We start from the raw sequence: 22,508 nt of genomic DNA on the forward strand, positions 1-22,508 counted from the left end.
CCATGGCCGTCGAGCCGTTCGACACCGTCGACCTCATCCGCACCAAGCGCTCCGGCGGAGCACTGAGCACCGCCGAGGTGGACTGGCTCGTCGACGCGTACACCCGCGGCTACGTCGAGGACCCGCAGATGGCGGCGATGGCGATGGCGATCTTCCTGAACGGGATGGAGCGGCGGGAGATCAAGGACCTCACGCTCGCGATGATCGCGTCCGGGGAGCGGATGTCGTTCGGCTCGCTCGGCAAGACGACCGTCGACAAGCACTCCACGGGCGGCGTCGGCGACAAGATCACGCTGCCGCTGGCGCCCCTCGTGGCGTCGTTCGGGGTCGCCGTGCCGCAGCTGTCCGGCCGCGGGCTCGGACACACCGGTGGCACGCTCGACAAGCTCGAGTCGATCCCGGGGTGGCAGGCGTCGCTGACGAACGACCGGATGATGTCGATCCTGGCCGACGTCGGTGCGGTGATCTGCGCCGCGGGCACCGGACTCGCCCCGGCCGACAAGAAGCTCTACGCGCTGCGCGACATCACCGGCACGGTGGAGTGCATCCCGCTCATCGCGTCGAGCATCATGTCGAAGAAGATCGCCGAGGGCACGGGTGCGCTCGTGCTCGACGTGAAGTTCGGTTCGGGGGCGTTCATGCCCACCTACGAGGCCTCGCGCGAACTCGCACGGACGATGGTCGACCTCGGCAACGACGCCGGCGTCGCCACGACCGCGCTGCTCACCGACATGGAGGTCCCGCTCGGCCTGACGATCGGCAACGCACTCGAGGTGCGGGAGTCGGTCGACGTGCTGGCAGGCGGGGGACCGTCGGACGTCGTCGAGCTGACGCTCGCACTCGCGTCCGAGATGCTCACGCTCGCCGGGCTGCCCGACGCGGACCCGGCGGCCGCGCTGGCCGACGGTCGCGCGATGGACACCTGGCGCCGGATGATCGCCGCGCAGGGCGGCGACCCGGACGCGGCGCTGCCCGTCGCACGGGAGCAGCACGTCGTCACCGCACCGACCTCGGGTGTGCTCACGCAGCAGGACGCCCTGCCGTTCGGCGTCTCGGCGTGGCGCCTCGGAGCCGGGCGTGCACGCGCCCAGGACCCGGTGCAGGCGGGAGCGGGCATCGAGCTCCACGTCAAGCCCGGGGACACCGTGACCGAGGGGCAGCCGCTCTGGACGCTGCACACCGACGACGAGTCGCGCATCCCGCGGGCGCTGGAGTCGCTCGAGGGTGCGTGGGCCATCGGTTCGCCGGACGCTGCCGCGGTCGCGCGCGGGCCGATCGTGCGGGAGCGCATCGCGGGCTGAACCCGACCACCTCGCTGACCGGAGGCTCTCCACACACGTGTGGGGAGCCTCCAGTCTCTTCGGTCGTCTGTTGTGCACAGGTCCCTGCGCGCGGTCGGTTACCACCGATAGCCTGAGTGCATGAGCGCCGACGCCACGACCTACCGCCTGCCCGACGCCGGAGCGGTCATCAACGACCTGCCGAAGGTCTCGCTGCACGACCACCTCGACGGCGGTCTGCGGCCCGCGACGATCATCGAGCTCGCGGCGGAGGCGGGCATCTCGCTGCCGACCACGGACCCGGCCGCGCTCGGGCAGTGGTTCGCCGACCAGTCGAACTCCGGCTCGCTCGTCGAGTACCTCAAGACCTTCGACGTCACCACCTCGGTGATGCAGACCGCTCCCCAGCTGACCCGCATCGCGCGCGAGTTCGTCGAGGACCTCATCGCCGACGGCGTCGTCTACGGCGAGGTCCGCTGGGCGCCCGAACAGCACCTGCAGGGCGGGCTGACGCTCGACCAGACGGTGGAAGCGGTGCAGGCCGGCATCGAGGAAGCCGTCGACGCAGCCGACGGACGCATCCGCGTCGGGCAGCTCGTCACCGCGATGCGCCACGCGGACCGTTCGCTCGAGATCGCCGGGCTCGCCGTCCGGCACCGTGACCGCGGTGTCGTCGGGTTCGACATCGCCGGCGCCGAGGCGGGTTTCCCGGCCTCGAACCACCGCGCCGCGTTCGACTACCTCGCGTCCGAGCTCTTCCCGGTCACCGTCCACGCGGGCGAGGCCGACGGGCTCGCCTCGATCCGCTCGGCACTGGTCGACGGCCGCGCACTGCGGCTCGGCCACGGCGTCCGGATCTTCGAGGACGTCACCCTGTCCGACGCCGGGGACGGTTCGACCCTCGCCTCGCTCGGCGAGGTCGCCGCCTGGGTGCGCGACCGCGAGATCCCGCTCGAGGTCGCGCCGTCGTCCAACCTGCAGACCGGCGCGATCGCCGCGTGGGGCGACGACCTCGCCGACCACCCCGTCGACGTGCTGTACCAGCTCGGCTTCCGGGTCACGGTGAACACCGACAACCGCCTGATGAGCGACACCTCGCTGTCGAAGGAGCTCGCGCTGCTGGCCGGCACGTTCGGCTACGACCTCGACGACCTCGCAGCGTTCCAGATCAACGCGGCCCTCGGCTCGTTCCTCCCGCTCGAGGACCGCGAGGAGATCATCGCCACCATCACGGCCGGCTACCAGGAGGCCTGACGCATGCCGCTGCCGCCACTGCCGGACGACGCCGTCGTGCTCGGGACGAGCGCGTCCTCGTGGCGCGACGCACTCCGCGTGGTCGGCGGCGCGCTCGTCACCTCGGGGGCGACGACCGAGCCCTACACCGACGCCATGATCGGGCTGGTCGAGGAGCACGGACCGTACATCGTCATCTCACCCGGGCTCGCGTTCGCGCACGCCCGGCCGGGGCCCGCTGTGCTCCGTGACGGGCTGGCCGTGGTGACCCTGGCGTCGCCGGTCGTGTTCGGGCACCCGCACAACGACCCCGTGCAGGTCGTGCTCGGGCTCGCGGTGGCCGGGGTCGGCGCGCACCTCGAGTCGATCGGCGAGATCGCGAACCTGTTCAACGACCCGACCGTCACCGGACGGCTGGCGGCAGCGACCAGCGCGGACGAGGTCCGCACGATCATGGGGGCGTCGGCGTGAAGATCGTGACCATCTGCGGTGCCGGGATCGGTGCGAGCGGGATCCTCAAGGTGAACGCCGAGAAGGCCCTCACCGCCCTGGGGCTGACGGCGTCGGTCGTCGCGGCGGACGTGGCATCGGTGCGGAAGGTGTCGGACGACGCGAACGTGATCCTGACCAGCCAGGAGTTCGTCGAGGCGATCGGGGACACCTACGCCGAGGTGATCGTGATCCGGAACCACTTCGACCAGGGCGAGATCACGGCTGCGGTGGACCGGGCGCTCGGGGAGCACTGAGCGCTCAGTCCGCCCTTTAGAGTTGGGGCATGAGCACGGAGAACCCGCTGAACGACCCCGCCGCCGACCCGTTCGAGGTCGCGCGTGACGCCGCCGCAGTCATCGCCGACCGGTCCGGCATCGAACGCCACGACATCGCCCTGACCCTCGGCTCCGGCTGGGGCAAGGCCGCCGACCTCGTCGGGGAGACGGTGTCGGAGATCCCCGCGGCGGAGGTCCCCGGCTTCAGCGCCTCCGCGGTGCCCGGACACTCCGGCACGGTCCGCTCGATCCGCCTCGCCGACGGCCGCCACGCGCTCGTCATCGGCGCCCGCACGCACTACTACGAGGGCCACGGCGTCCGTCGCGTCGTGCACAGCGTCCGCACCGCAGCGGCCACCGGTGCCTCGATCATGGTGCTCACCAACGGTGCCGGTGGCATCAAGGAGCACTGGACCCCGGGGACCCCGGTCCTCATCAGCGACCACATCAACCTCACCGCGGACAGCCCGCTCGAGGGCGCCACCTTCATCGACCTGACGGACCTGTACTCGGCACGGCTCCGCGCGATCGCCCGAGCGGTCGACCCGTCCCTCGACGAGGGCGTCTACACGCAGTTCCGCGGCCCGCACTACGAGACGCCGGCCGAGGTCCAGATGGCGAAGGCGATCGGCGGGCACATCGTCGGCATGTCGACCGCGCTCGAGGCCATCGCCGCCCGCCAGGCCGGCATGGAGGTCCTCGGGTTCTCGCTCATCACGAACCTCGCCGCCGGCATCCAGAAGACGCCGCTGTCCCACACCGAGGTGCTCGAGGCCGGTCGCGAGGCCGAGCCGGTCATCGCCGACCTGCTCGCCCGCGTGGTGACCGCGCTCGGACAGCCTGCATCGTGAAGATCGACCTGGACCACGTGCTCGGGACCGCTCGGGCCTGGCTCGAACAGGACCCCGACGACCTCACCCGCGGCGAGCTCGCCGCGGCGGTCGACGCCGCATCCGACGGCTCCGGTCCGGCGGTGCAGGCGCTCGCCGCTCGGTTCGGCGGACGGCTGCAGTTCGGCACCGCCGGGCTCCGCGCCGAGCTGGGCTACGGTCCGCTGCGGATGAACCGGGTCGTCGTCACCCAGGCCGCAGCCGGGCTCGCCCGCTTCCTCATCGACACGGGCCGGCAGCGGAGCGTCGTCATCGGGTACGACGGGCGCGTGAACTCCGACGTGTTCGCCCGTGACTCGGCCGAGGTGATGCGCGGCCTCGGGCTCGAGGTCACCCTGCTGCCCTCGGCGCTGCCCACGCCCGTGCTGGCGTTCGCGGTCCGGCACCTCGGTGTCGGGGCCGGCGTCATGGTCACGGCGAGCCACAACCCGCCGCGGGACAACGGCTACAAGGTGTACCTCGGCGGGGACGACGACGGGTCGCAGATCGTGCCGCCCGTCGACGCCGAGATCGCCGACGCCATCGACGCGGTCGCTGCGGGATCGATCACCGAGCTGGTCCGGGCGACGGACTACACCGTCGCCACCCCGGCCCTCGTCGACGCGTACGTGGCCGCCACGGCCGCGACGGTCACCGCGCCGACACTCGCACCCTCGGAGCAGCCGAAGGTCGTCTACACGGCCATGCACGGCGTCGGGTGGGAGACCGCGCGCGCGGTGTTCGACGCGGCCGGGTTCGCGTCACCGTCGGTGGTGCCGGAGCAGATCGAGCCGGACGGTGCATTCCCGACGGTCTCCTTCCCGAACCCGGAAGAGCCTGGCGCGATGGACCTGGCGATCGCCCGCGGTCTCGCCGTCGGCGCCGACCTGGTGATCGCGAACGACCCCGACGCCGACCGGCTCGCACTCGCGATCCCGTCGGGGGACTCCTTCCGTCGGCTCTCCGGCAACGAGGTCGGATGGCTGCTCGGGTGGCGTGCTGCCGCGCGCGCGGTCGCAGCCGGGCGCACCGGAGTGCTCGCCGCGTCGATCGTGTCCTCGCCCGCGCTGTCCCGTGTCGCCGCCCGGTACGGTCTCGACCACCGCGACACCCTGACGGGCTTCAAGTGGGTGTCGCGCGTGCCGGACCTGCTGTTCGGCTACGAGGAGGCGCTCGGGTACCTCGTCGACCCGGACGTGGTGCGCGACAAGGACGGGATCTCGGCGGCACTCGACCTGCTCTCCCTCGCGGACGAGCTCGCGGCGGCAGGGTCCTCGATCGCCGAGCACCTCGACGCCTTCGCGGCGGAGTTCGGTGCCTTCGCATCGGGTCAGGTCGCGACCCGTGTGGACGACCTCTCGCGGATCGGCGCGATCATGCACGGGCTGCGCACCTCGCCGCCCGCGTCCCTCGCCGACCTTTCCGTGCTGACGACGACGGACTACCTCGACGGTGTGGAGGGTTTCCCGCCGTCGGACATCCTGCGCTACGACCTCGCCGGCGAGGCGCGGGTCATCGTCCGCCCGAGCGGGACCGAGCCCAAGGTGAAGGTCTACATCGACACCGTGGCGTCCACTCCCGCTGAGGCCCAGTCGATCGTCGATGCCCTCGCCGCCGCGGTGCGCCCCCTCGTGTCGTAGCGCTGGGCGGCGTCGCGGGGCTCGGGCGCGGCGCGGCGCGGTGCCCGCAAAACACCGGTGTTCGTCGAACACACCCAGGCATTCCGGGGTGTCTCGGACGAGCACCGGTGTTTTGCGGAGGAGGACCCCGGGGGACACGTCGTACACGGACGCGGTGCGCAGGTTCGGTGTCCACGGGGTGGCGAACAGGAACCGGTGCACGGCTGAGGGCGGTCCACCATGTCGCCATGTCACACCTCGAGTTGCTCTCGGCCGCCGCCGGAGATCCAGACCCGCGCGCACAGCGTCGACTCATCGACGGTGCCCGCCGCGGCGAACTGGTCCGCCTGATGCCCGGTCGGTACGTCACCCGCTCGGCGTACGACTCCGCGGACGAGCACGACCGGCACCGGGCACGGCTCGACGCGGTCATGCCTGGTGTGAGTCCGGACCTCGTCGTCTCGCATGAGTCCGCCGTCGTCGTGCACGGCCTGCCCTGGGTCGGGACACTTCCGGAGTACGTCGTCGTCCTCGACCCGAAACGATCGACGGGGCAGCGCCGGAGACATCTGCAGAAGGTGGGCGCTGCTGGCCGTCGTGTCGCCCCGGTCCGCGTCGACGGTGTGGACGTGACGCCGTTGCACGTGACCGCCGTCGACATCGCGCTGCGCGCACCGTTCCGCACCGCCGTCGTCGTGCTGGACGCGGTTCTGGCTCGCGGCGTTCCGCGCGAGGCACTGCTCGCCGAGCTTTCTCGACGTGCGCCACGGCCCCGCGCGGCGTCCCGGGCGCGACGGGCCATCGAGTTCGCCGACGGCCGAGCGGAGTCACCGGGGGAGTCCGTGTCGCGACTGTGCTGGGCGGAAGCAGGGTTCCCACCAGCGGTGCTCCAGCGGGCGTTCCGGGACTCACGCGGAGCGATCGGCCGCGTGGACTTCTGGTTCGAGGAAGCCGGCGTCGTGGTCGAGTTCGACGGCCTCACGAAGTACCGAGATCGCGGTATGCGCGGCGGGAGGACGCCAGAGCGCGTCGTCGTCGACGAGAAGATCCGCGAAGATCGGCTCCGTGCGTTGCCCGAGGTGCGAACGGTCGTCAGGGTGACGTGGCGCGACGTCGAACCGGGTGGCTCGGGTCCGGAACGTCTGGAACGAGCAGGTGTGCGGCGGGAAGTGTGACGAAAACACCGGTGCTCGTCTGCCGAACCGCGTCATGCGAGGGTTCAGCGGACAAGCACCGGTGTCTTGCGGACAAGACCCGGCCGGACAAGACCCGGACAAGACCCGGCCGGACGAAACCCGGCCGGACAAGACCCGGCCGCGCCCGGCGCGCCCCTACGCGAGCTCGAGCAGCACGTGACCGGACGAGATCGTCTGGCCGACCGGGGCGTTCAGCCCGGTGACGACACCGTCGCGCGGTGCCTGCACGGGCTGTTCCATCTTCATCGCCTCGAGCACGACGAGCAGGTCACCCTTGACGACCTGCTGCCCCTCTTCCACGGCGAGCTTCACGACCGTGGCCTGCATCGGCGACGTGACCGAGCCGGTCGACGCGAGGCCCCCGCGCACGTTCGAGGTGCGACGCTTCGGCGGGGCCGACGGGCCGGCGGGACGACGACCGGCTGCACCGGCAGCGCCACCTCCGACGATCGAGGGCATGGTGACCTCGATGCGCTTGCCCTGCACCTCGACCACGACGGAGTCGCGGGACGCCGGCGCGGGGAGCTCCTCGGGGGAACCGCTCCAGGCCGGGATGTCGTTCTGGAAGTCGGTCTCGATCCACTGCGTGTAGATCGAGAACGGCGTGGTGTCGTCCGTGGCGAACGCCGGGTCGGACACGACCGCGCGGTGGAAGGGCAGCACGGTCGGCAGGCCGGTGACCTCGAACTCGGCGAGGGCACGGCGCGACCGCTCCAGGGCCTCGGCTCGCGTGGCGCCGGTGACGATGAGCTTCGCGAGCATCGAGTCGAACGAACCCGAGACGACGTCGCCGGACACGACGCCGGAGTCCACCCGGACACCGGGGCCGGACGGGGCGTTGAACGCGTGCACGGGGCCGGGCGCCGGGAAGAAGTTGCGGCCCGGGTCCTCGCCGTTGATGCGGAACTCGAACGAGTGGCCACGCGGCGCGGGGTCGTCGTAGTCGAGGACGCCGCCCTCGGCGATGCGGAACTGCTCACGCACGAGGTCGATGCCGGTGACCTCTTCGGAGACGCAGTGTTCGACCTGCAGGCGGGTGTTCACCTCGAGGAAGGACACGGTTCCGTCGGCACCGATGAGGAACTCGCAGGTGCCGGCGCCGACGTACCCGACCTCGCGGAGGATCGCCTTCGACGACTCGTACAGGCGCTCCGTCTGCGAAGCGGTCAGGTACGGCGCGGGCGCCTCCTCGACGAGCTTCTGGTGGCGGCGCTGCAGCGAGCAGTCGCGGGTGGACACGACGACGACGTTGCCGTGCTCGTCGGCCAGGCACTGGGTCTCGACGTGCCGCGGCTTGTCGAGGTACTTCTCGACGAAGCACTCACCGCGACCGAAGGCCACGATGGCCTCACGCGTCGCCGACTCGAAGAGTTCTTCCACCGAAGCCCGATCGCGCACGACCTTGAGTCCACGACCACCGCCGCCGAACGCGGCCTTGATCGCGACGGGCAGTCCGACCTGGTCGACGAAGTCGAAGACCTCGGACACGTCCTGCACGGGCTCGATGGTGCCGGGGGCGAGGGGTGCCCCGACCTTCTCGGCGACGTGGCGCGCAGAGACCTTGTCGCCGAGCTGCTCGATCGACGCCGGCGACGGGCCGATCCAGGTGAGTCCGGCGTCGATGACGGCGCGGGCGAAGTCGGCGTTCTCGGCGAGGAAGCCGTACCCGGGGTGCACGGCGTCGGCGCCGGAGCGACGGGCGACCGAGATGATCTTGTCGATGACGAGGTAGGTCTCGGCGCTCGTGGTGCCGTTCAGCGCGTAGGCCTCGTCAGCGAGGCGTGCGTGGAGGGCGTCACGGTCCTGGTCGGCGTAGACCGCGACCGATGCCTTGCCTGCGTCGCGGGCCGCGCGGATGATGCGGACGGCGATCTCGCCGCGGTTCGCGATGAGGACCTTGCTGATACGGGGCATGACACATCAGCGTATTCGTGCGGCGGGGGTGTGAATTGACTGGCACCCACAAAGAACCACCCCGATCAAGTGTGGATGTCTACAGTGCCGCGGGGCTCGGAGGCCCAGAGATCGTGCCACGCGATCCCGAAACCCCGCAGCAGCATCGAGCGGAGCACCGGCAGGGACAGCCCGACCACGGCGGACGGGGCGCCGTCGATCCGCGTGATGTACGCGGCGGCGCGGCCGTCGATGGTGAACGCGCCGGCGACCTCGAGCGGTTCGCCGGTTGCGACGTAGGCGTCGATCTCCTCGGGCGACATGTCGTCGGCGAAGGTGAGCACCGCGCTGTCGACTGCGACGACGCGGTCGTCGGCGGCGACCATGCCGGATCCACCGGGCGCGACGTCCGTGACGGAACCAGCCAGGCCGAGCGGCCCGCCGCCCGGCGTGTCCACACGGCGGACGGGAGGCACGGTGCCGGCCCGCCACGCGCCTCCAGGCCCGCCGTCAGCCGGGTCCAGAGCACGCCGCCGGTCGATGACGCAGTGTCCGCTCCACAACGTGCCGCCGCCTGCGGCGAGCATCTGCCGCCATCGGTCGCGGGCAACCGCCGGGTCGTGGGGTTTGCCGTACAGGACCCCGTCGACCTCGAAGGCGGAGTCCCCGCCGAACACGAAGCCGTCCACCGGGCCGCCGTCGACGGTGACCGCGCCGTCCGCCACCGCCGCTGCCTTCTCCACCGCGAGCATCGCCACGAGCTCCGGACCGGTCAGGTCGCGGCCGAGCGCGGACGCGACCCGGGCGACCGCGGCGTCCTCGTCGACACCCGGCGCGACGAGCACCGGCTCGATCCCGGTCTGGGCGAGGAGGGCACGGCGGGCGGGGGAGGTACTCGCGAGGTACAGACGCATGGGAACATCGAACCATGGGTGAATCCGTCGGAACGCTGCTCGAACTCGACGTCACCGGGATCGCCCACGGCGGCATCTCGGTGGCACGGCACGAGGGGCGCGTGGTCTTCGTCTCGGATGCGATCCCCGGTGAGCGGGTGACCGCGCGGGTGACGGAGGACCGGAAGAAGTCGTTCTGGCGCGCCGACACGGTGTCGGTCGAGTCCCCGAGCGAGCACCGCGTCGACCACGTCTGGCCCGAGGCCGCGCTGGACCGTGACCCGGCCGTCCGTCCCGGTGGTGCCGAGTTCGGCCACATCGCGCTCGCACACCAGCGGACGCTGAAGCACGACGTCCTGGTGGACTCGTTCGCGCGGTTCGCCCACGTCGACCTCGCTGCGGTGCTCGGCCACGACGTCGTCGTCGAGGCGGCCCCCGGCGACGACGCGGCGAACGGCCTCGGCTGGCGCACGCGCGTCCGGCTGCACGTCGACGAGGACGGCACCGCCGGTCCCTTCGCCGCACGCTCGCACACGGTCGTCCCCGTCACCTCGCTCCCGCTCGCCAGCGCCGTCGTGCAGGAGAGTGCACCTCTCGGCCGCGGGGCCCTGCCCGGCTCGTCCGTCATCGACGTGCTCGCACCGAGCGGCGCCGACGGTGCCCGTCTCGTCATCGACGAGCAGAAGCCGACCGTCGTCACCGAAGTGGTGGGGGAGCGCTCGTTCGCCGTCGACGACAACGGTTTCTGGCAGGTGCACCGCGCCGCACCGGTCGTGCTGACCGAGGCGGTGCAGGACCTCGTCGACCGCGACCGGCTCGACCCGGAGGGGCAGCACCTCGACCTCTACGGCGGCGTCGGTCTGCTCGCCGCCGCGCTCGGCGACCTCGTCGGCCCGAAGGCGCGCCTGACGAGCGTCGAGAGCGCGCCGCGCGCGACCGAGCACGCGCAGGAGAACCTCGCCGAGTGGATCGGTGCGCGCGCCGAGACCGGTCGCGTCGACCGGTGGCTGCAGCGGACGGTCTCCGCACTCACCGCGAGCGAGCGGCAGCGGTACCGGGCCGGCACGATCGTGCTGGACCCGCCGCGGTCCGGCGCCGGCCGCGAAGTGGTCGTCCAGATCGCCGCCCTGCAGCCGGCACAGGTCGTCTACGTGGCCTGCGACCCGGTCGCGCTGGCGCGGGACGTCGCGACGTTCGCTGACCTCGGGTACCGCCTGGAGGCCCTGCGCGCGTTCGACCTCTTCCCGCACACCCACCACCTGGAGGCCGTGGCGCGCCTGGTGCCCGTCGGCTGACGGCGGGCGCGGCCCCGCCGCGCTGCGTCCGTGTGGCGGAGTGCAACACAAACCGTCGCTTCTGCTCGCGTCGCGCTGCTGCCTGAGTCCGACCTGGGTATCCTTGGTCGGTGATGGCTCCCCGGTTTCAGGGGCCGGGGGTGCGCATCGACGAGAGAGGCCACCGTGGCAACAGACACGACCACCACCGGAACGACCGGACTGGCGACCAAGCCCGTCCGTGTCGCGATCGTCGACGACCACGAGTCCGTGCGACTCGGGATCCAGGCAGCGTGCCAGAACGAGGGGTTCGAGGTGGTCCTCACCGCCGCGAGCGTGCCCGAGTACATCGAGCACCTCGACGGGCGTGAGGTCGACGTCGTCGTCCTCGACCTGTCGCTCGGCGACGGCTCCACCGTGACCGCGAACGTGAAGGGTGTGCAGGGCACCGGTTCCGCGGTCCTCGTGCACTCCATCGCCGACCGCGTCGCGAACGTCCGCGAGGCACTGGCCGCAGGGGCTGCCGGCGTCATCCCGAAGTCCTCGGCGACGAAGACCGTGATGGCGGCCGTCGCGACCGTGGCCCGGGGCGACGTGCTGAACAACCTCGAATGGGCGAGCGCGATCGACGCGGATCGTGACTTCGCGAAGGCCCAGCTCGGCCGGCGCGAGCGCGAGATCCTCCACTTGTACGCATCCGGTCTGCCGCTCAAGCTCGCCGCGCAGCAGCTCGGCATCGGGTACTCGACGGCGCGTGAGTACCTCGACCGCATCCGTGTGAAGTACGTCGAGGTGGGCCGTCCCGCCCCGACGAAGGTCGACCTGCTCCGTCGAGCGGTGGAGGACGGCATCCTCCCCGGGCTCGACTCGGGCATCGACCCCGACGGCGACGGTCGCTGAGTCCGATGGCTGCGGCTGACGCGGCGTCCACGTCCGGACCGGCACGTGCCGGCGGGGCGGCGGGCCGGTCTGCGTCGGCACGGCCCGGGAACGGCCGAGGACCCGCGCCGTCCGGCGCCGGTTCGACCGGCGCCGGGTCGACCGTTGTCGGGTCGACCGTTGTCGGGTCGACCGTTGTCGGGTCGACCGTTGTCGGGTCGACCGCCGTCGGGGCGTCGTCCTCGACGGGCGGCAGCGGTTCGGAACGGGCGCCCCTCGGAGCCGACCCGTCGCGGAGCGTCCGCGCGACCATCACGCAGGCGTCCGTCGAACGGGCGTTCTCGATCCTCATCGCCGTCGCCGCACTCGGGTTCGGTGCCACGACCGTTCCCGCCGTGCTCGCGCAGCTGCCGTACCTCGATCCGGTCTGGGGTCCGGTGGTGGCGTGCGGCCTGGCTGCGTCGTTCCTGTTCGTGGGCGCGTCGGTGTTCATCCGACGGGCGGCCCAGCTGGCGCAGATCACCTGCGCGCTGCTGTTCCTCGTCGCACTGGTGACGTGGCCGCTCACCGTCGCCGAGGCGATCCCGTCGGACCAGGTCCCGTGGCCGTGGTGGCTCTGCACCGTCGGCTCGACCGCGGCGGCGATGGGCTTCGCCCCGTGGCGCGCGACCGTCTACACCGCGCTCGTCCCGACCGTGTACGTGGTCATCCGGCTCACCCCGGTCGGCGGCGACGCGGGCATGCGGGCGCTCCTCGACGGCGTGTACACGGCCATCCTCAGCGGAGCCGTCCTGGTCATCGCCGTCGTGCTGCGCCGGGCCGCCACCGCAGTCGACGCAGCGCAGGCGACGGCGGTCCGCCGGTACTCACACGCCATCCGCGAGCACGCGACCGAGGTCGAGCGCGTCCAGGTCGACGCGATCGTGCACGACAGCGTCCTGACGACCCTGCTGTCGGCCGCCCGCGCCGAGACCGTCGACGCCGAGATGCTCGCCGCGCGGATGGCCCGGAACGCGATCGACCACCTCGAGGCCGCCGCGTCGGACGATCCCGCCGACGCGCCACCGGTCTCCCTCGTCGAGCTCCGCTCCCGGATCGGCGAGGCGGTCGGCGCGCTCGCCGCACCGGTCCGCGTGCAGGACACCCGCGTCGGCAGTGCCCGGATCCCCGCGCCCGTCGCCGATGCCTTGGCCTCAGCGGCGATCCAAGCGGCCGTGAACAGCGTCCAGCACGCCGGCGGCCCGGACGTCGACCGGTGGGTCGCCGTCGAGCAGCGCGGTGCCGGCGTCCACCTCGAGGTCGGCGACGACGGAGCCGGGTTCGACCTCGCGGGGATCCCCGCCGAGCGACTCGGTGTCCGCCGCTCCATCGTGGAACGCGTCGTGGCGGTCTCCGGCCGTGCCGAGGTCGTCACGTGCCCCGGCGGCGGCACACGGGTCCACCTCGACTGGGTGCCCGAGGCGGAGGTGCAACGGTGAAGGTCTCGATCCCTGCGGGTGTCGCCATCGGCCTCGCCGCGCTGTTCTCCGTCTACCACCTGCTCCTCGCCGCCACCACGCTCCCGCGGGTCCTCGACGTCGGGCCGGTGCTCGCCTGCATGGTGCTCTACGCCGCCGCCACGGGTGTCGCACTCTTCATCCCGGGTCGCGCGCTGCCGATCTGGGCGACGTGCTTCTCCCTCGCCACCGCGATCGTCATGCCCATCGTCGCGTCGCCCGTCGTCGAACTCCGCAACGGCCCCGGGTACAGCACCTGGTGGATCGCCGCGGTCGGCACCCTGATGGTCGTGCTCGTCGTCCGCGGGCGTGGGCCGTTCGCCTGGGTGGGCGTCGGGTTCCTCACCGTGCACACCGTGGCGTGGGCGGGCCTCGGCGCGCTCGGTTCGCTCGGAGTCCTCGGCAGCGTGTCCTGGGTCGCCATCGCCACCGGGTTCGCGTTCGCGATGAACCGTGCCACGCGTGTCACCCGGGACTTCATCCGCGCCGAGCAGGAGACCGCCGACTGGCAGGCAGCGCAGGACGCGCACGTGTTCGAGCGGCAGTTCCGGCTCAGCCAGACGACCCGCATGGCGCTGCCGATGCTGCAGCGGATCATCGACACCGGCGGAGACCTCGACGAGGCCGAGCGTGCCGAGTGCCTGCACCTCGAGCAGGCCATCCGCGACGAGATCCGCGGCCGGTCGCTGCTCTCCGAGGACGTCCGCGACGAGGTGATGCGTCTCCGCCGTCGTGGCGCGACCGTGCAGCTGCACGACGACGGCGGGCTCGACGACCTCGAGATCGACGACCTGCGGCGGGTGCACGCCCGGATCGCCGAGGCCCTGCGGCAAGCCCGCGAGGCCGACAACGTCATCGTCCGCACCGTTTCGGAAGGGTCCGACTCGGCCGTGACCGTCGTCGGGCTCCGGCTCGACCTGGCGGCGAGCGAGTCCGCGGCCCTCGGAGCGGGCATGGACGACGAGGACGGCGACGAGGACGACTCCGTCGTGCTCTGGCTCGAGATCCCACGGCACGTCCCGGCGTAGGCGGGGTTGGGCGGGGCTGCGCTGCGCCGGTCGCCGTGCGCCGTGCGCCGGTCGCCGTGCGCCGGACGTCGTGCGCCGGACGTCGTGCGGAGCGGAACGACATCGCCGACGTCGTACGACAGCGGGCACGTCGTTGCTGCGCGGCCGCAACAGTTGCGCGCGCGGGGGAGCGACGCGGTCGCTGTCGTACGACAGCGGGTTCGTCGTTCCGGGTCGGTGCGTCGGGTGGTGCGGCGGACGCCCCCGACGTGCCCGGCATCGGCCTGGAGGCGCGTGTCGGCGCCGCCACGCGCCTCCAGGCCCGGGGTGCGTGCGCAGCCGGACGACGAACCCGATGTCGTACGACGTCGGGTGCGTCGTCCCGACTCGGTTGATGCGTTGGCATGGGGCGACATTGCACGTGTGGATCGACGCGTGCTTTGTCGGAAGGTGCACACGTAGTCGATGCGTGGGCATGGGGCGACATTGCACGTGTGGATCGACGCGTGCTTTGTCGGAAGGTGCCCACGTAGTCGATGCGTGCACCGGCGGCACGCGGCACCGGCCTTCGGGGCGCGACCGGGACACCCCGGAAACGGGGAACGGGCCGGTCGGAATCCGACCGGCCCGTTCACGACCCGAGTCTGAGCGACAACCCGAATATCGCCCTGACTCGTAGCTGGTGGTGGCGTCGTACCCTAGTCGGCCACCGACCTGCGATGTTCTTCGTAGAAGGACACCGAACAACAACTACTATGCCTGTCGCCAAGCACGTTGTCAGTCGTCATTATGGGGGACAAAACGTGCGATTTCCAACTCCGGCGGCGGAAGTTGTCCCCCGTCTGAGGGGAGACCGACCGGGAAGTGCACGCTGCAACGCTGCCGGCGGCTCGATACCCAGGGGTACATGGTCGCCCGTTCCCACGGGGGAGCGCAAGGCCGGGACACACGGAGGCGTGTGACCGTGCGCAACTCGGCTCAGCGCAGCGAGCGGGTCCAGGCGCCGACGCCGTGCTCGAGGGGCCGTCGGAGCCCGCGGGCGGACACGTCCCACCCGGATCGCGGTGACACCGTCACCTCGGCGCGACCGTTCGCTGCCGCTTCGTCTGCCTGCCGCTGCAGGACGGCGATGACGGCGGCGAGCTCCTCGGGCGTCGGGTCGCCCGACACGACGCGGACGTCGGCGCCCAGCTCGGCGTGCTCGTCGGCGCCCACCGCGGCGTGCTCGTCGGCACCCACCGCGGCGCCCACCTCGGCGCCCTCGTCGGCGGGGACCGGGGCGGCGTGGCGACCCATCAGCGTCCGACCTTCCGCGCGTGCAGCCCGGTCACAGCGGGATGTTCCCGTGCTTCTTCGGCGGCACCGAGGCCCGCTTGCCCCGGAGGGCCCGCAGCGCCTTGATGACCGACACGCGGGTGGCGTGCGGCTGGATGATCCCGTCGAGCTCACCGCGCTCGGCGGCGAGGTACGGCGAGGCGACGTTGTACGTGTACTCGTTCGCGAGCTTCGCGCGGACCGCGGCGACGTCCTCACCGGATTCCTCGGCGCGCTTGATCTCGGCGCGGTACAGGATGTTGACGGCGCCCTGCCCGCCCATGACGGCGATCTCGGCGGTCGGCCACGCGAGGTTGATGTCGGCGCCGAGCTGCTTCGAGCCCATCACGATGTACGCGCCGCCGTACGCCTTACGCGTGATGACGGTGACGAGCGGGACGGTGGCCTCGGCGTAGGCGTAGAGGAGCTTGGCGCCGCGTCGGATGACCCCGGTCCACTCCTGGTCGGTGCCGGGCAGGTACCCGGGCACGTCGACGAGGGTGAGGATGGGGATGCCGAACGCGTCGCAGAAGCGCACGAAGCGGGCGGCCTTCTCGCCGGCGTCGATGTTGAGCGTGCCGGCCATCGCTTGCGGCTGGTTCGCGATGATGCCGACCGTGCGACCCTCCACCCGGCCGAAGCCGATGAGGATGTTCGGCGCGAAGAGCGGCTGGACCTCGAGGAACTCGCCGTCGTCGACGAGGTGCTCGATGATCGTCGTGACGTCGTACGGCTGGTTCGTCGAGTCCGGGATGACGAGGTCGAGCTCGTGGTCGGCGTCGGTGGTCTCGAGCTCCGGGGCGACGTCGTAGGCCGGCGGGTCGGACAGGTTGTTGTCCGGCAGGAACCCGATGAGCGAGCGCGCGTAGTCGAGCGCGTCGGTCTCGTCCTCGGCCAGGTAGTGGGCCACGCCGGAGACCGCGTTGTGCGTCTGGGCGCCGCCGAGCTCCTCGAAGCCGACGTCCTCGCCGGTGACGGTCTTGATGACGTCGGGGCCGGTGACGAACATGTGGCTGGTCTTGTCGACCATGATCACGAAGTCGGTGAGCGCGGGGGAGTACACCGCACCGCCGGCTGCGGGACCCATCACGATGGAGAGCTGCGGGATGACCCCGGACGCCTGCGTGTTGAGGCGGAAGATCTCGCCGTACTTGCCGAGCGCGACCACGCCCTCCTGGATGCGGGCGCCGCCGGAGTCGAGGATGCCGATGATCGGCACGCCGGTCTTGATGGCGTGCTCCATCACCTTGATGATCTTCTCGCCGGCGACCTCGCCGAGGGAGCCGCCGAAGACCGTGAAGTCCTGGGCGTAGACGGCGACGTTCCGGCCGTGGATGGTGCCGACGCCGGTGACGACCGCGTCACCGTAGGGGCGCTTCGACTCCATGCCGAACGCGTGGGTGCGGTGGCGGACGAACTCGTCGAACTCCACGAAGGAGTTCGGATCGAGCAGCTGCTCGATGCGTTCGCGCGCGGTGCCCTTGCCCTTGGCGTGCTGCTTGGCGATCGCGGACTCACCCGCGGCGGTCACTGCTTCGTGGTACCGCTCGCGGAGGTCGGCGAGCCGTCCGGCCGTCGTCGAGAGATCGGGGGTGTCTCCTGAAGTCACCCGCTCACCCTACCGGCGGCGACGACACGGCCGGTTGGAGGACCCCCACGGTTCCTGCCCGTACATTTGCACGCATGTCCACACCCCTGTCGTCGACGTTCCCGAGCAGCCGAGCCGCCGTCGCGTCCGCGGGGGCCGTCTTCACCGCACCGGAGCGCACCGGATCGACGAACGCCGATCTGCTCGCCCTGGCACCCGGTCAGCCGCACGGCAGCGTGCTCGCCACCCTCGACCAGACGGCGGGGCGCGGGCGTCTCGACCGCTCGTGGTCGGCCCCGGCGGGCGAGACGCTCGCCGTCAGCGTGCTCGTCCGCGCGGACCTCGACGAGCGGGACCGTGGCTGGCTGCCGCTGGTCGCCGGCGCCGCCATGCGGGACGCGATCGCCGCGGAGCTGCCGGCCGACGGGGCCGCCCCCGGGCCGGTCGTCGCCGTGAAGTGGCCGAACGACGTGCAGGTCGACGGCCGCAAGGTGTGCGGCATCCTCTGCCAGGTCGCGGCGGACGGCAGCGTCGTGGTCGGTGCCGGCGTGAACCTCACGATCCCCGCGGACCGGCTCCCCACGCCGACCGCGACCTCGCTGGCGGTCGCGGGAGCACGCGGTTCCGCCGACGAGCTCGCCGACCGGGTGCTGGTCGCGTTCCACGCCGGCGTCCTGGAGGCAGTGGTCGCCCTGGTCGCGGGCGGTTCCGCCGCCGAGACGGTCCGGTCCCACGTCCGGTCGGTCTGCGGCACGATCGGGCAGCGTATCCGGCTCGAGCTGCCCGACGGCACGGCCCTGGAGGCGGACGCCACCGGCATCGACGACGAGGGCCGCATCACGATCCGGGATCGACAGGGCACCTCCACGGGCGTCGCGGTGGGGGACATCACCCACCTGCGGTATGCATGAGCGCATGACCGACGAGCCCCCGCCCGAACGCGTCGTCGCGCGCCTGCGACCGCACGCGCGCCGGCTCGTCCGGCCCGCGGTGTTCGTCGTCCTCGTGATGGTCGCCGGCGGGTTCGGCTTCGGGGTCTTCCGGGCACAGCTCGCGTGGCTGAACGCCGTGGTGGCCGGGCTCGTCCTGCTCCTGCTGTTCGTGGGCGGAGCGATGCCCCTGTTCCGCTGGATGTCGGAGCGGTACGTCGTGACCACCCGGCGCCTCGTCGTCGTGCACGGGCTCGGCACCCGGACGCGGCGGGAGCTCCTGCACTCGCGCGGGTACGACGTCACGGTGCGGCGCCGGGGGTTGCAGGGGGTGTTCCGCTCCGGCGACGTCCTCGTGTTCCCCGGGGACGAGCCGGCGCTGGTGCTCGGGGACGTCCCGCACGCCGACCTCGTCGTCGCCGTCCTGCACGACATGGTCGAGGCGTACGAGGCCCGGCGCCGCCACCGCGAGCCCGACTGGGACGAGATCGTCGGCGGCGCGGACCGGCCGCAGTGGGGCGACGTCCGTCCCTGACGCGTCGGACGGGTCCACGACGCGGGCTCCCATCGCACTCGGTGGAAGTTCGACGAGAACCCGGTAGCGTCTTCCCGTGCGAATCTCTGTCATCGGCTGCGGGTACCTCGGTGCCGTGCACGCCGCATCCATGGCCAAGCTCGGGCACGACGTCGTCGCCGTCGACGTGGACCCGGTCAAGATCGAGCGGCTCGCGGCGGGCGACGCCCCGTTCTTCGAACCCGGTCTCCCCGAGATCCTGTCCGAGGCCCTGTCCTCCGGCCGCATCCGCTTCACCACCGACATGGCCGAGGTGGCCGGCGCCCGGGTGCACTTCCTCGCCGTCGGCACCCCGCAGGGTCCGACCGGCGCCGCGGACCTGACCTACGTCGACGCCGCGGTCGCCGCGCTCACGCCGCATCTGTCCGCGGGCGACTTCGTGGTCGGCAAGTCGACGGTCCCGGTCGGCACCGCCGCGCGGCTCGCCTCCGAGGTCGACGCCGCGGTCCCCGGCGCGACGCTCGTCTGGAACCCGGAGTTCCTCCGCGAGGGCTTCGCGGTGCAGGACACGATCTCGCCCGACCGCTTCGTCTACGGCGTGCCCGAGGGCGAAGCCGGCCAGCGCGCGGTCGACACCCTCGACGAGGTCTACGCCGAGGCGCTCGCCGCCGGCACGCCCCGGCTCGTGGTCAACCTGCCCACCGCCGAGCTCGTGAAGATCAGCGCGAACGCGTTCCTCGCGACGAAGATCTCGTTCATCAACTCGATGGCCGAGATCGCCGAGGTCGCCGGTGCGGACGTCACGGCGCTCGCCGACGCGATCGGCCACGACGCCCGGATCGGCCGCAAGTTCCTGAACGCCGGCCTCGGCTTCGGTGGCGGGTGCCTGCCGAAGGACATCCGGGCGTTCCAGGCCCGGGCGAACGAGCTCGGCGTGGGGGAGTCCCTCGCGTTCCTGGCCGACGTCGACGCGACGAACCTCCGCCGCCGCGCGCACGTGGTCGAGCTCGCCCAGGAGCTCCTCGGCGGCGTCGTCACCGGCAAGCGCGTCGCCGTGCTCGGCCTGGCGTTCAAGCCGAACTCCGACGACGTCCGTGACTCGCCGGCGCTCGACATCGCCGCCCGGCTGCTCGGCCTCGGTGCCGTCGTCGCGGCGTACGACCCGGAGGCGGTCGTCACCGCCCGCCGCATCCACCCCGAGCTCGACTACGTCGAGAGCGCAGCGGACGCGCTCCGCGACGCCGAGCTCGTGCTCGTGCTGACCGAGTGGAACGAGTTCCGCGAGCTCGACCCGACCGAGGTCGCGTCCCTCGTGGCGTCGCCGGTGGTCGTCGACGGCCGCAACTGCCTCGACCGTGACGCCTGGACCGCCGCCGGGTTCACGTACCGGGGCATGGGGCGCTGACCCCGACCGACCCCGGTACGACGACGGCCGCGCCCCACGGGCGCGGCCGTCGTCGTCTGCTCACTCGACCTGGCGGGTGTCGGCCGTGGCACCGGCACCGCGGCCGACCGCAGCCGAGCGGGGAAGGCGATCCGTGCCTCCAGGCCCGGACCACCGCGCCACCCGTTCCACGGACAGCGTCAGGCCCACCGCGACCAGGACGGCGACGACGACCACGAGTGCGAACGGGACCGGACCGAGCTCCTGGTACCGGGCGACGCCCGCGACCGTGACCGGGAACCGTGCGGCGTTCCAGAACCAGCTCGCGACGACGGCGAGGCCGTACAGGCCGACGGCGGGTGCGACGACCGCGACGCCCGCGGCGAGCCCGCGTCGGCCACCGGCCGTGCGGGGGATGCGGCGCCAGGCGACGGCGCTGAGCACGACGAGCGCGAGGAGTGCGGGGAACAGGTAGCGGCCCTGTGTCCCGGCGACCTGCGTGGTGTCGAGGTACGCGCGGGCACTGCTCGCCGTCTGCAGGGCGAGGAGGAGCACGGGGAAGACGGCGAGGCTCCAGGCCGCCGCGCGCGTGTCCGGGCCGGAGCGCGGGCGGCGGAAGGCCCAGAGGAGGACCACGAGCACGGCGACGATCGTCAGCACGGCCGTCAGGAGGTCCCCGATGCTGACCTGCGCGCGCTGCCCGGGGCTGCCCCAGAACGTCCGGGCCATCGTGCCCCAGCTGACGTCGGCGAAGTGCAGCGGCGACGGGTGCGATCCGGGCGGGAAGTCGGCGTGCGGTCGGATGGCCGCGTAGCCGTCGGGTTGCAGTCGGTGGTACGTGACGAGGTTGTGCAGCCACCACCAGGCGCCGAGCACGGCGGTGACGGCGAGCACCACCACGGTGCGGACGACCCGGCGTGCGACCGGCAGCACCCCCGCGCCGGCGACGAGCGTGACGACGGCGGTGACGGGGACGGCCGGCAGTCCGGTGCCCTTCGTCCAGACGAGTGCCGCCGTGACGACGCCGAGCGCGACGAGCGTCCGGGTGCGGAGGTCGCCGGTGAGGAGCCTCGTGGCGAGCCACACCACCGCGCCACCGAGGAGGAGCACGGGTGCGTCGTTCGTCACCGAGGCGCCGATCGAGGCGAGCTGCGGCGTCGCGAAGAGTGCCAGCGGGGCGACGAGCGCTGCCCGGGGCGACCGGGTGACCCGGCGGACGGCGGCCCAGGCGAGGAGCGCGAGCGGCGTCACGAGGAGCGCGTCGAACAGGCGGAGGGCGACCAGGGCGTGGTCCCAGCGGAGCGAGCCGTAGTGCAGCGCACGGAGCACGACCGCGTCGACCGCGTAGGCCGTCGGCGGGTGCTGCGTCATCTGGTTCACGGTCGTCGAGTCCCCGGGGTGCGCCGAGAGCAGCTCGCTCATCGTCGACCAGGCCGAGGCATCACCGTGCGCCTGTGCCTGCGCCTGCTCCTGCTCGGCGGCGAGGACCGCGTTCGACACGTGCAGGGTGCCCGGTGCGGGCCAGCCGGAACCGGTCGCGACGTGCACGACGGCGTCGAAGTGGGCGGGCTCGTCCGGTGCCTGGAAGGCCGGGACCACGAGTGCCCAGAGGACGAGCCACAGACCGAACACCGCCGTCAGGACGGCGACCAGCAGTCCCTCGCGCCGGGTGACGGGCGGGTGCGGGGCGGACTGCATCGAACGGGCTCCTGCGGGTCGGGGTCGATCGGCGCCGCGCGTCCGGCGACTCGACGAGCCTACTGAGCCGTGCCGACTGAGCTGTGCCGACTGAGCCGCGCCGACTGAGCCGTGCCGACTGACGCGTCCCTACTGACCCGACAGCTCGGACGGCGCCGGCGCGCGGGTCGGGGTGACGGGCTCCGCCGGGCCGGTGCGCTCGGGGTGGTACACCCAGACCTTGTACAGCCAGAACCGGAACGCGGTGCCGAGGACGAGGCCGATCACGTTGCCGGAGATGTTGTCCGCCAGCGCCGAGGTGAGCCCGAGCGCGTAGTGCGAGATGCCGAGGCAGCCGAGCGAGATCACCATGCCGCCGAGCGACACGATGACGAACTCGACGCCCTCGCGGGTGGCCACGGAGCGACGCTGGTCACGGAAGGTCCAGTACCGGTTGCCCATCCAGTTCACGAAGATCGCGACGACGGTCGAGATCACCTTCGCCCAGAACGGACCGGAGTGGATCTCGTCCGGGCTGAGGATCGTCGCGCGCAGCACGTTGAAGATGACGGTGTCGACGACGAAGCCGATCGCACCGACGACGCCGAAGCGTGCCAGTTGGGACATCAGTCGCCGCACGGGTTCTCCATGGTCCGTAGAGTTGTCGCTGGTCGTGCTCTGCACGATCGAACAGCG

20 protein-coding genes are annotated in these 22,508 nt (G+C 72.1%); 14 read left to right on the plus strand and 6 right to left on the minus strand.

All coding sequences use genetic code 11. The annotated features are described in order from the left end of the window. The first annotated feature begins 2 nt into the window (after positions 1-2). The 7 genes from BLT36_RS12645 to BLT36_RS12675 all read left to right on the plus strand — a co-directional run bounded on the left by BLT36_RS12645 (position 3) and on the right by BLT36_RS12675 (position 6,943). A complete protein-coding gene (locus BLT36_RS12645) occupies positions 3-1,301 on the plus strand; it encodes a thymidine phosphorylase (RefSeq protein ID WP_092095570.1) in 1,299 nt (432 codons plus the stop codon). 120 nt (positions 1,302-1,421) lie between these two features. Continuing rightward, on the plus strand, positions 1,422-2,534 hold the full coding sequence (locus BLT36_RS12650; protein WP_092095571.1) for an adenosine deaminase: 1,113 nt from the start codon (positions 1,422-1,424) through the stop codon (positions 2,532-2,534). Between the two features lie 3 nt (positions 2,535-2,537). After that, positions 2,538-2,984: a PTS sugar transporter subunit IIA gene (locus BLT36_RS12655; RefSeq protein WP_092095573.1), complete on the plus strand. Its 447-nt coding sequence runs from the start codon at positions 2,538-2,540 to the stop codon at positions 2,982-2,984. Next, complete coding sequence (locus BLT36_RS12660) at positions 2,981-3,259, plus strand: PTS sugar transporter subunit IIB (protein WP_092095574.1); 279 nt, start codon at positions 2,981-2,983, stop codon at positions 3,257-3,259. The genes BLT36_RS12655 and BLT36_RS12660 overlap by 4 nt, the downstream gene beginning before the upstream one ends. 29 nt (positions 3,260-3,288) lie before the next feature. After that, on the plus strand, positions 3,289-4,131 hold the full coding sequence (locus BLT36_RS12665) for a purine-nucleoside phosphorylase (protein ID WP_092095576.1): 843 nt from the start codon (positions 3,289-3,291) through the stop codon (positions 4,129-4,131). Continuing rightward, positions 4,128-5,789, plus strand: coding sequence for a phospho-sugar mutase (locus BLT36_RS12670; RefSeq protein WP_092095577.1), 1,662 nt, complete (start codon positions 4,128-4,130; stop codon positions 5,787-5,789). The genes BLT36_RS12665 and BLT36_RS12670 overlap by 4 nt, the downstream gene beginning before the upstream one ends. 227 nt (positions 5,790-6,016) lie before the next feature. Further along, complete coding sequence (locus BLT36_RS12675; protein WP_092095579.1) at positions 6,017-6,943, plus strand: hypothetical protein; 927 nt, start codon at positions 6,017-6,019, stop codon at positions 6,941-6,943. 156 nt (positions 6,944-7,099) lie between these two features. Here BLT36_RS12675 and BLT36_RS12680 read toward each other — a convergent pair whose 3' ends face one another. Then, on the minus strand, positions 7,100-8,878 hold the full coding sequence (locus BLT36_RS12680; RefSeq protein WP_092095580.1) for an acetyl/propionyl/methylcrotonyl-CoA carboxylase subunit alpha: 1,779 nt from the start codon (positions 8,876-8,878) through the stop codon (positions 7,100-7,102). Between the two features lie 65 nt (positions 8,879-8,943). Then, on the minus strand, positions 8,944-9,771 hold the full coding sequence (locus BLT36_RS12685; protein WP_092095582.1) for a Maf family protein: 828 nt from the start codon (positions 9,769-9,771) through the stop codon (positions 8,944-8,946). A gap of 14 nt (positions 9,772-9,785) precedes the next feature. On the opposite strand from BLT36_RS12685, the gene BLT36_RS12690 reads away from it, so the two are divergent. The 4 genes from BLT36_RS12690 (at position 9,786) to BLT36_RS12705 (ending at position 14,427) form a co-directional block, all read left to right on the plus strand. Next, entirely contained in the window at positions 9,786-11,045 is a 1,260-nt protein-coding gene (locus BLT36_RS12690; protein WP_092095583.1) for a class I SAM-dependent RNA methyltransferase, read from the plus strand. 165 nt (positions 11,046-11,210) lie between these two features. Then, positions 11,211-11,924, plus strand: coding sequence for a response regulator transcription factor (locus BLT36_RS12695; RefSeq protein WP_071290598.1), 714 nt, complete (start codon positions 11,211-11,213; stop codon positions 11,922-11,924). Between the two features lie 5 nt (positions 11,925-11,929). Next, a complete protein-coding gene (locus BLT36_RS12700) occupies positions 11,930-13,381 on the plus strand; it encodes a sensor histidine kinase (RefSeq protein ID WP_092095585.1) in 1,452 nt (483 codons plus the stop codon). After that, positions 13,378-14,427, plus strand: coding sequence for a hypothetical protein (locus BLT36_RS12705; protein ID WP_092095586.1), 1,050 nt, complete (start codon positions 13,378-13,380; stop codon positions 14,425-14,427). The genes BLT36_RS12700 and BLT36_RS12705 overlap by 4 nt, the downstream gene beginning before the upstream one ends. A gap of 957 nt (positions 14,428-15,384) precedes the next feature. Here the strand turns inward: BLT36_RS12705 and BLT36_RS12710 are convergent. Continuing rightward, positions 15,385-15,702 (minus strand): acyl-CoA carboxylase subunit epsilon, encoded by a 318-nt coding sequence (locus BLT36_RS12710; protein ID WP_092095588.1) that lies wholly within the window; start codon positions 15,700-15,702, stop codon positions 15,385-15,387. 31 nt (positions 15,703-15,733) lie between these two features. Then, on the minus strand, positions 15,734-17,329 hold the full coding sequence (locus BLT36_RS12715) for an acyl-CoA carboxylase subunit beta (RefSeq protein WP_092095589.1): 1,596 nt from the start codon (positions 17,327-17,329) through the stop codon (positions 15,734-15,736). A gap of 74 nt (positions 17,330-17,403) precedes the next feature. Here BLT36_RS12715 and BLT36_RS12720 point away from each other — a divergent pair, with 74 nt between their 5' ends. The 3 genes from BLT36_RS12720 to BLT36_RS12730 all read left to right on the plus strand — a co-directional run bounded on the left by BLT36_RS12720 (position 17,404) and on the right by BLT36_RS12730 (position 20,156). Beyond that, entirely contained in the window at positions 17,404-18,219 is an 816-nt protein-coding gene (locus tag BLT36_RS12720) for a biotin--[acetyl-CoA-carboxylase] ligase (protein WP_092095591.1), read from the plus strand. Positions 18,220-18,223: 4 nt separating this feature from the next. Continuing rightward, positions 18,224-18,772 (plus strand): PH domain-containing protein, encoded by a 549-nt coding sequence (locus tag BLT36_RS12725; RefSeq protein WP_092095593.1) that lies wholly within the window; start codon positions 18,224-18,226, stop codon positions 18,770-18,772. 76 nt (positions 18,773-18,848) lie between these two features. Further along, entirely contained in the window at positions 18,849-20,156 is a 1,308-nt protein-coding gene (locus BLT36_RS12730) for a UDP-glucose dehydrogenase family protein (RefSeq protein WP_092095594.1), read from the plus strand. 60 nt (positions 20,157-20,216) lie between these two features. Here BLT36_RS12730 and BLT36_RS12735 read toward each other — a convergent pair whose 3' ends face one another. Both BLT36_RS12735 and BLT36_RS12740 read right to left on the minus strand, forming a co-directional pair. Next, complete coding sequence (locus BLT36_RS12735) at positions 20,217-21,833, minus strand: DUF2142 domain-containing protein (protein ID WP_092095596.1); 1,617 nt, start codon at positions 21,831-21,833, stop codon at positions 20,217-20,219. Positions 21,834-21,962: 129 nt separating this feature from the next. Continuing rightward, positions 21,963-22,439 (minus strand): GtrA family protein, encoded by a 477-nt coding sequence (locus BLT36_RS12740; RefSeq protein WP_175529634.1) that lies wholly within the window; start codon positions 22,437-22,439, stop codon positions 21,963-21,965. Between the last annotated feature and the right edge of the window lie 69 nt (positions 22,440-22,508).

The organism is Curtobacterium sp. UNCCL20, from assembly GCF_900101675.1.
Lineage (GTDB): Bacteria > Actinomycetota > Actinomycetes > Actinomycetales > Microbacteriaceae > Curtobacterium.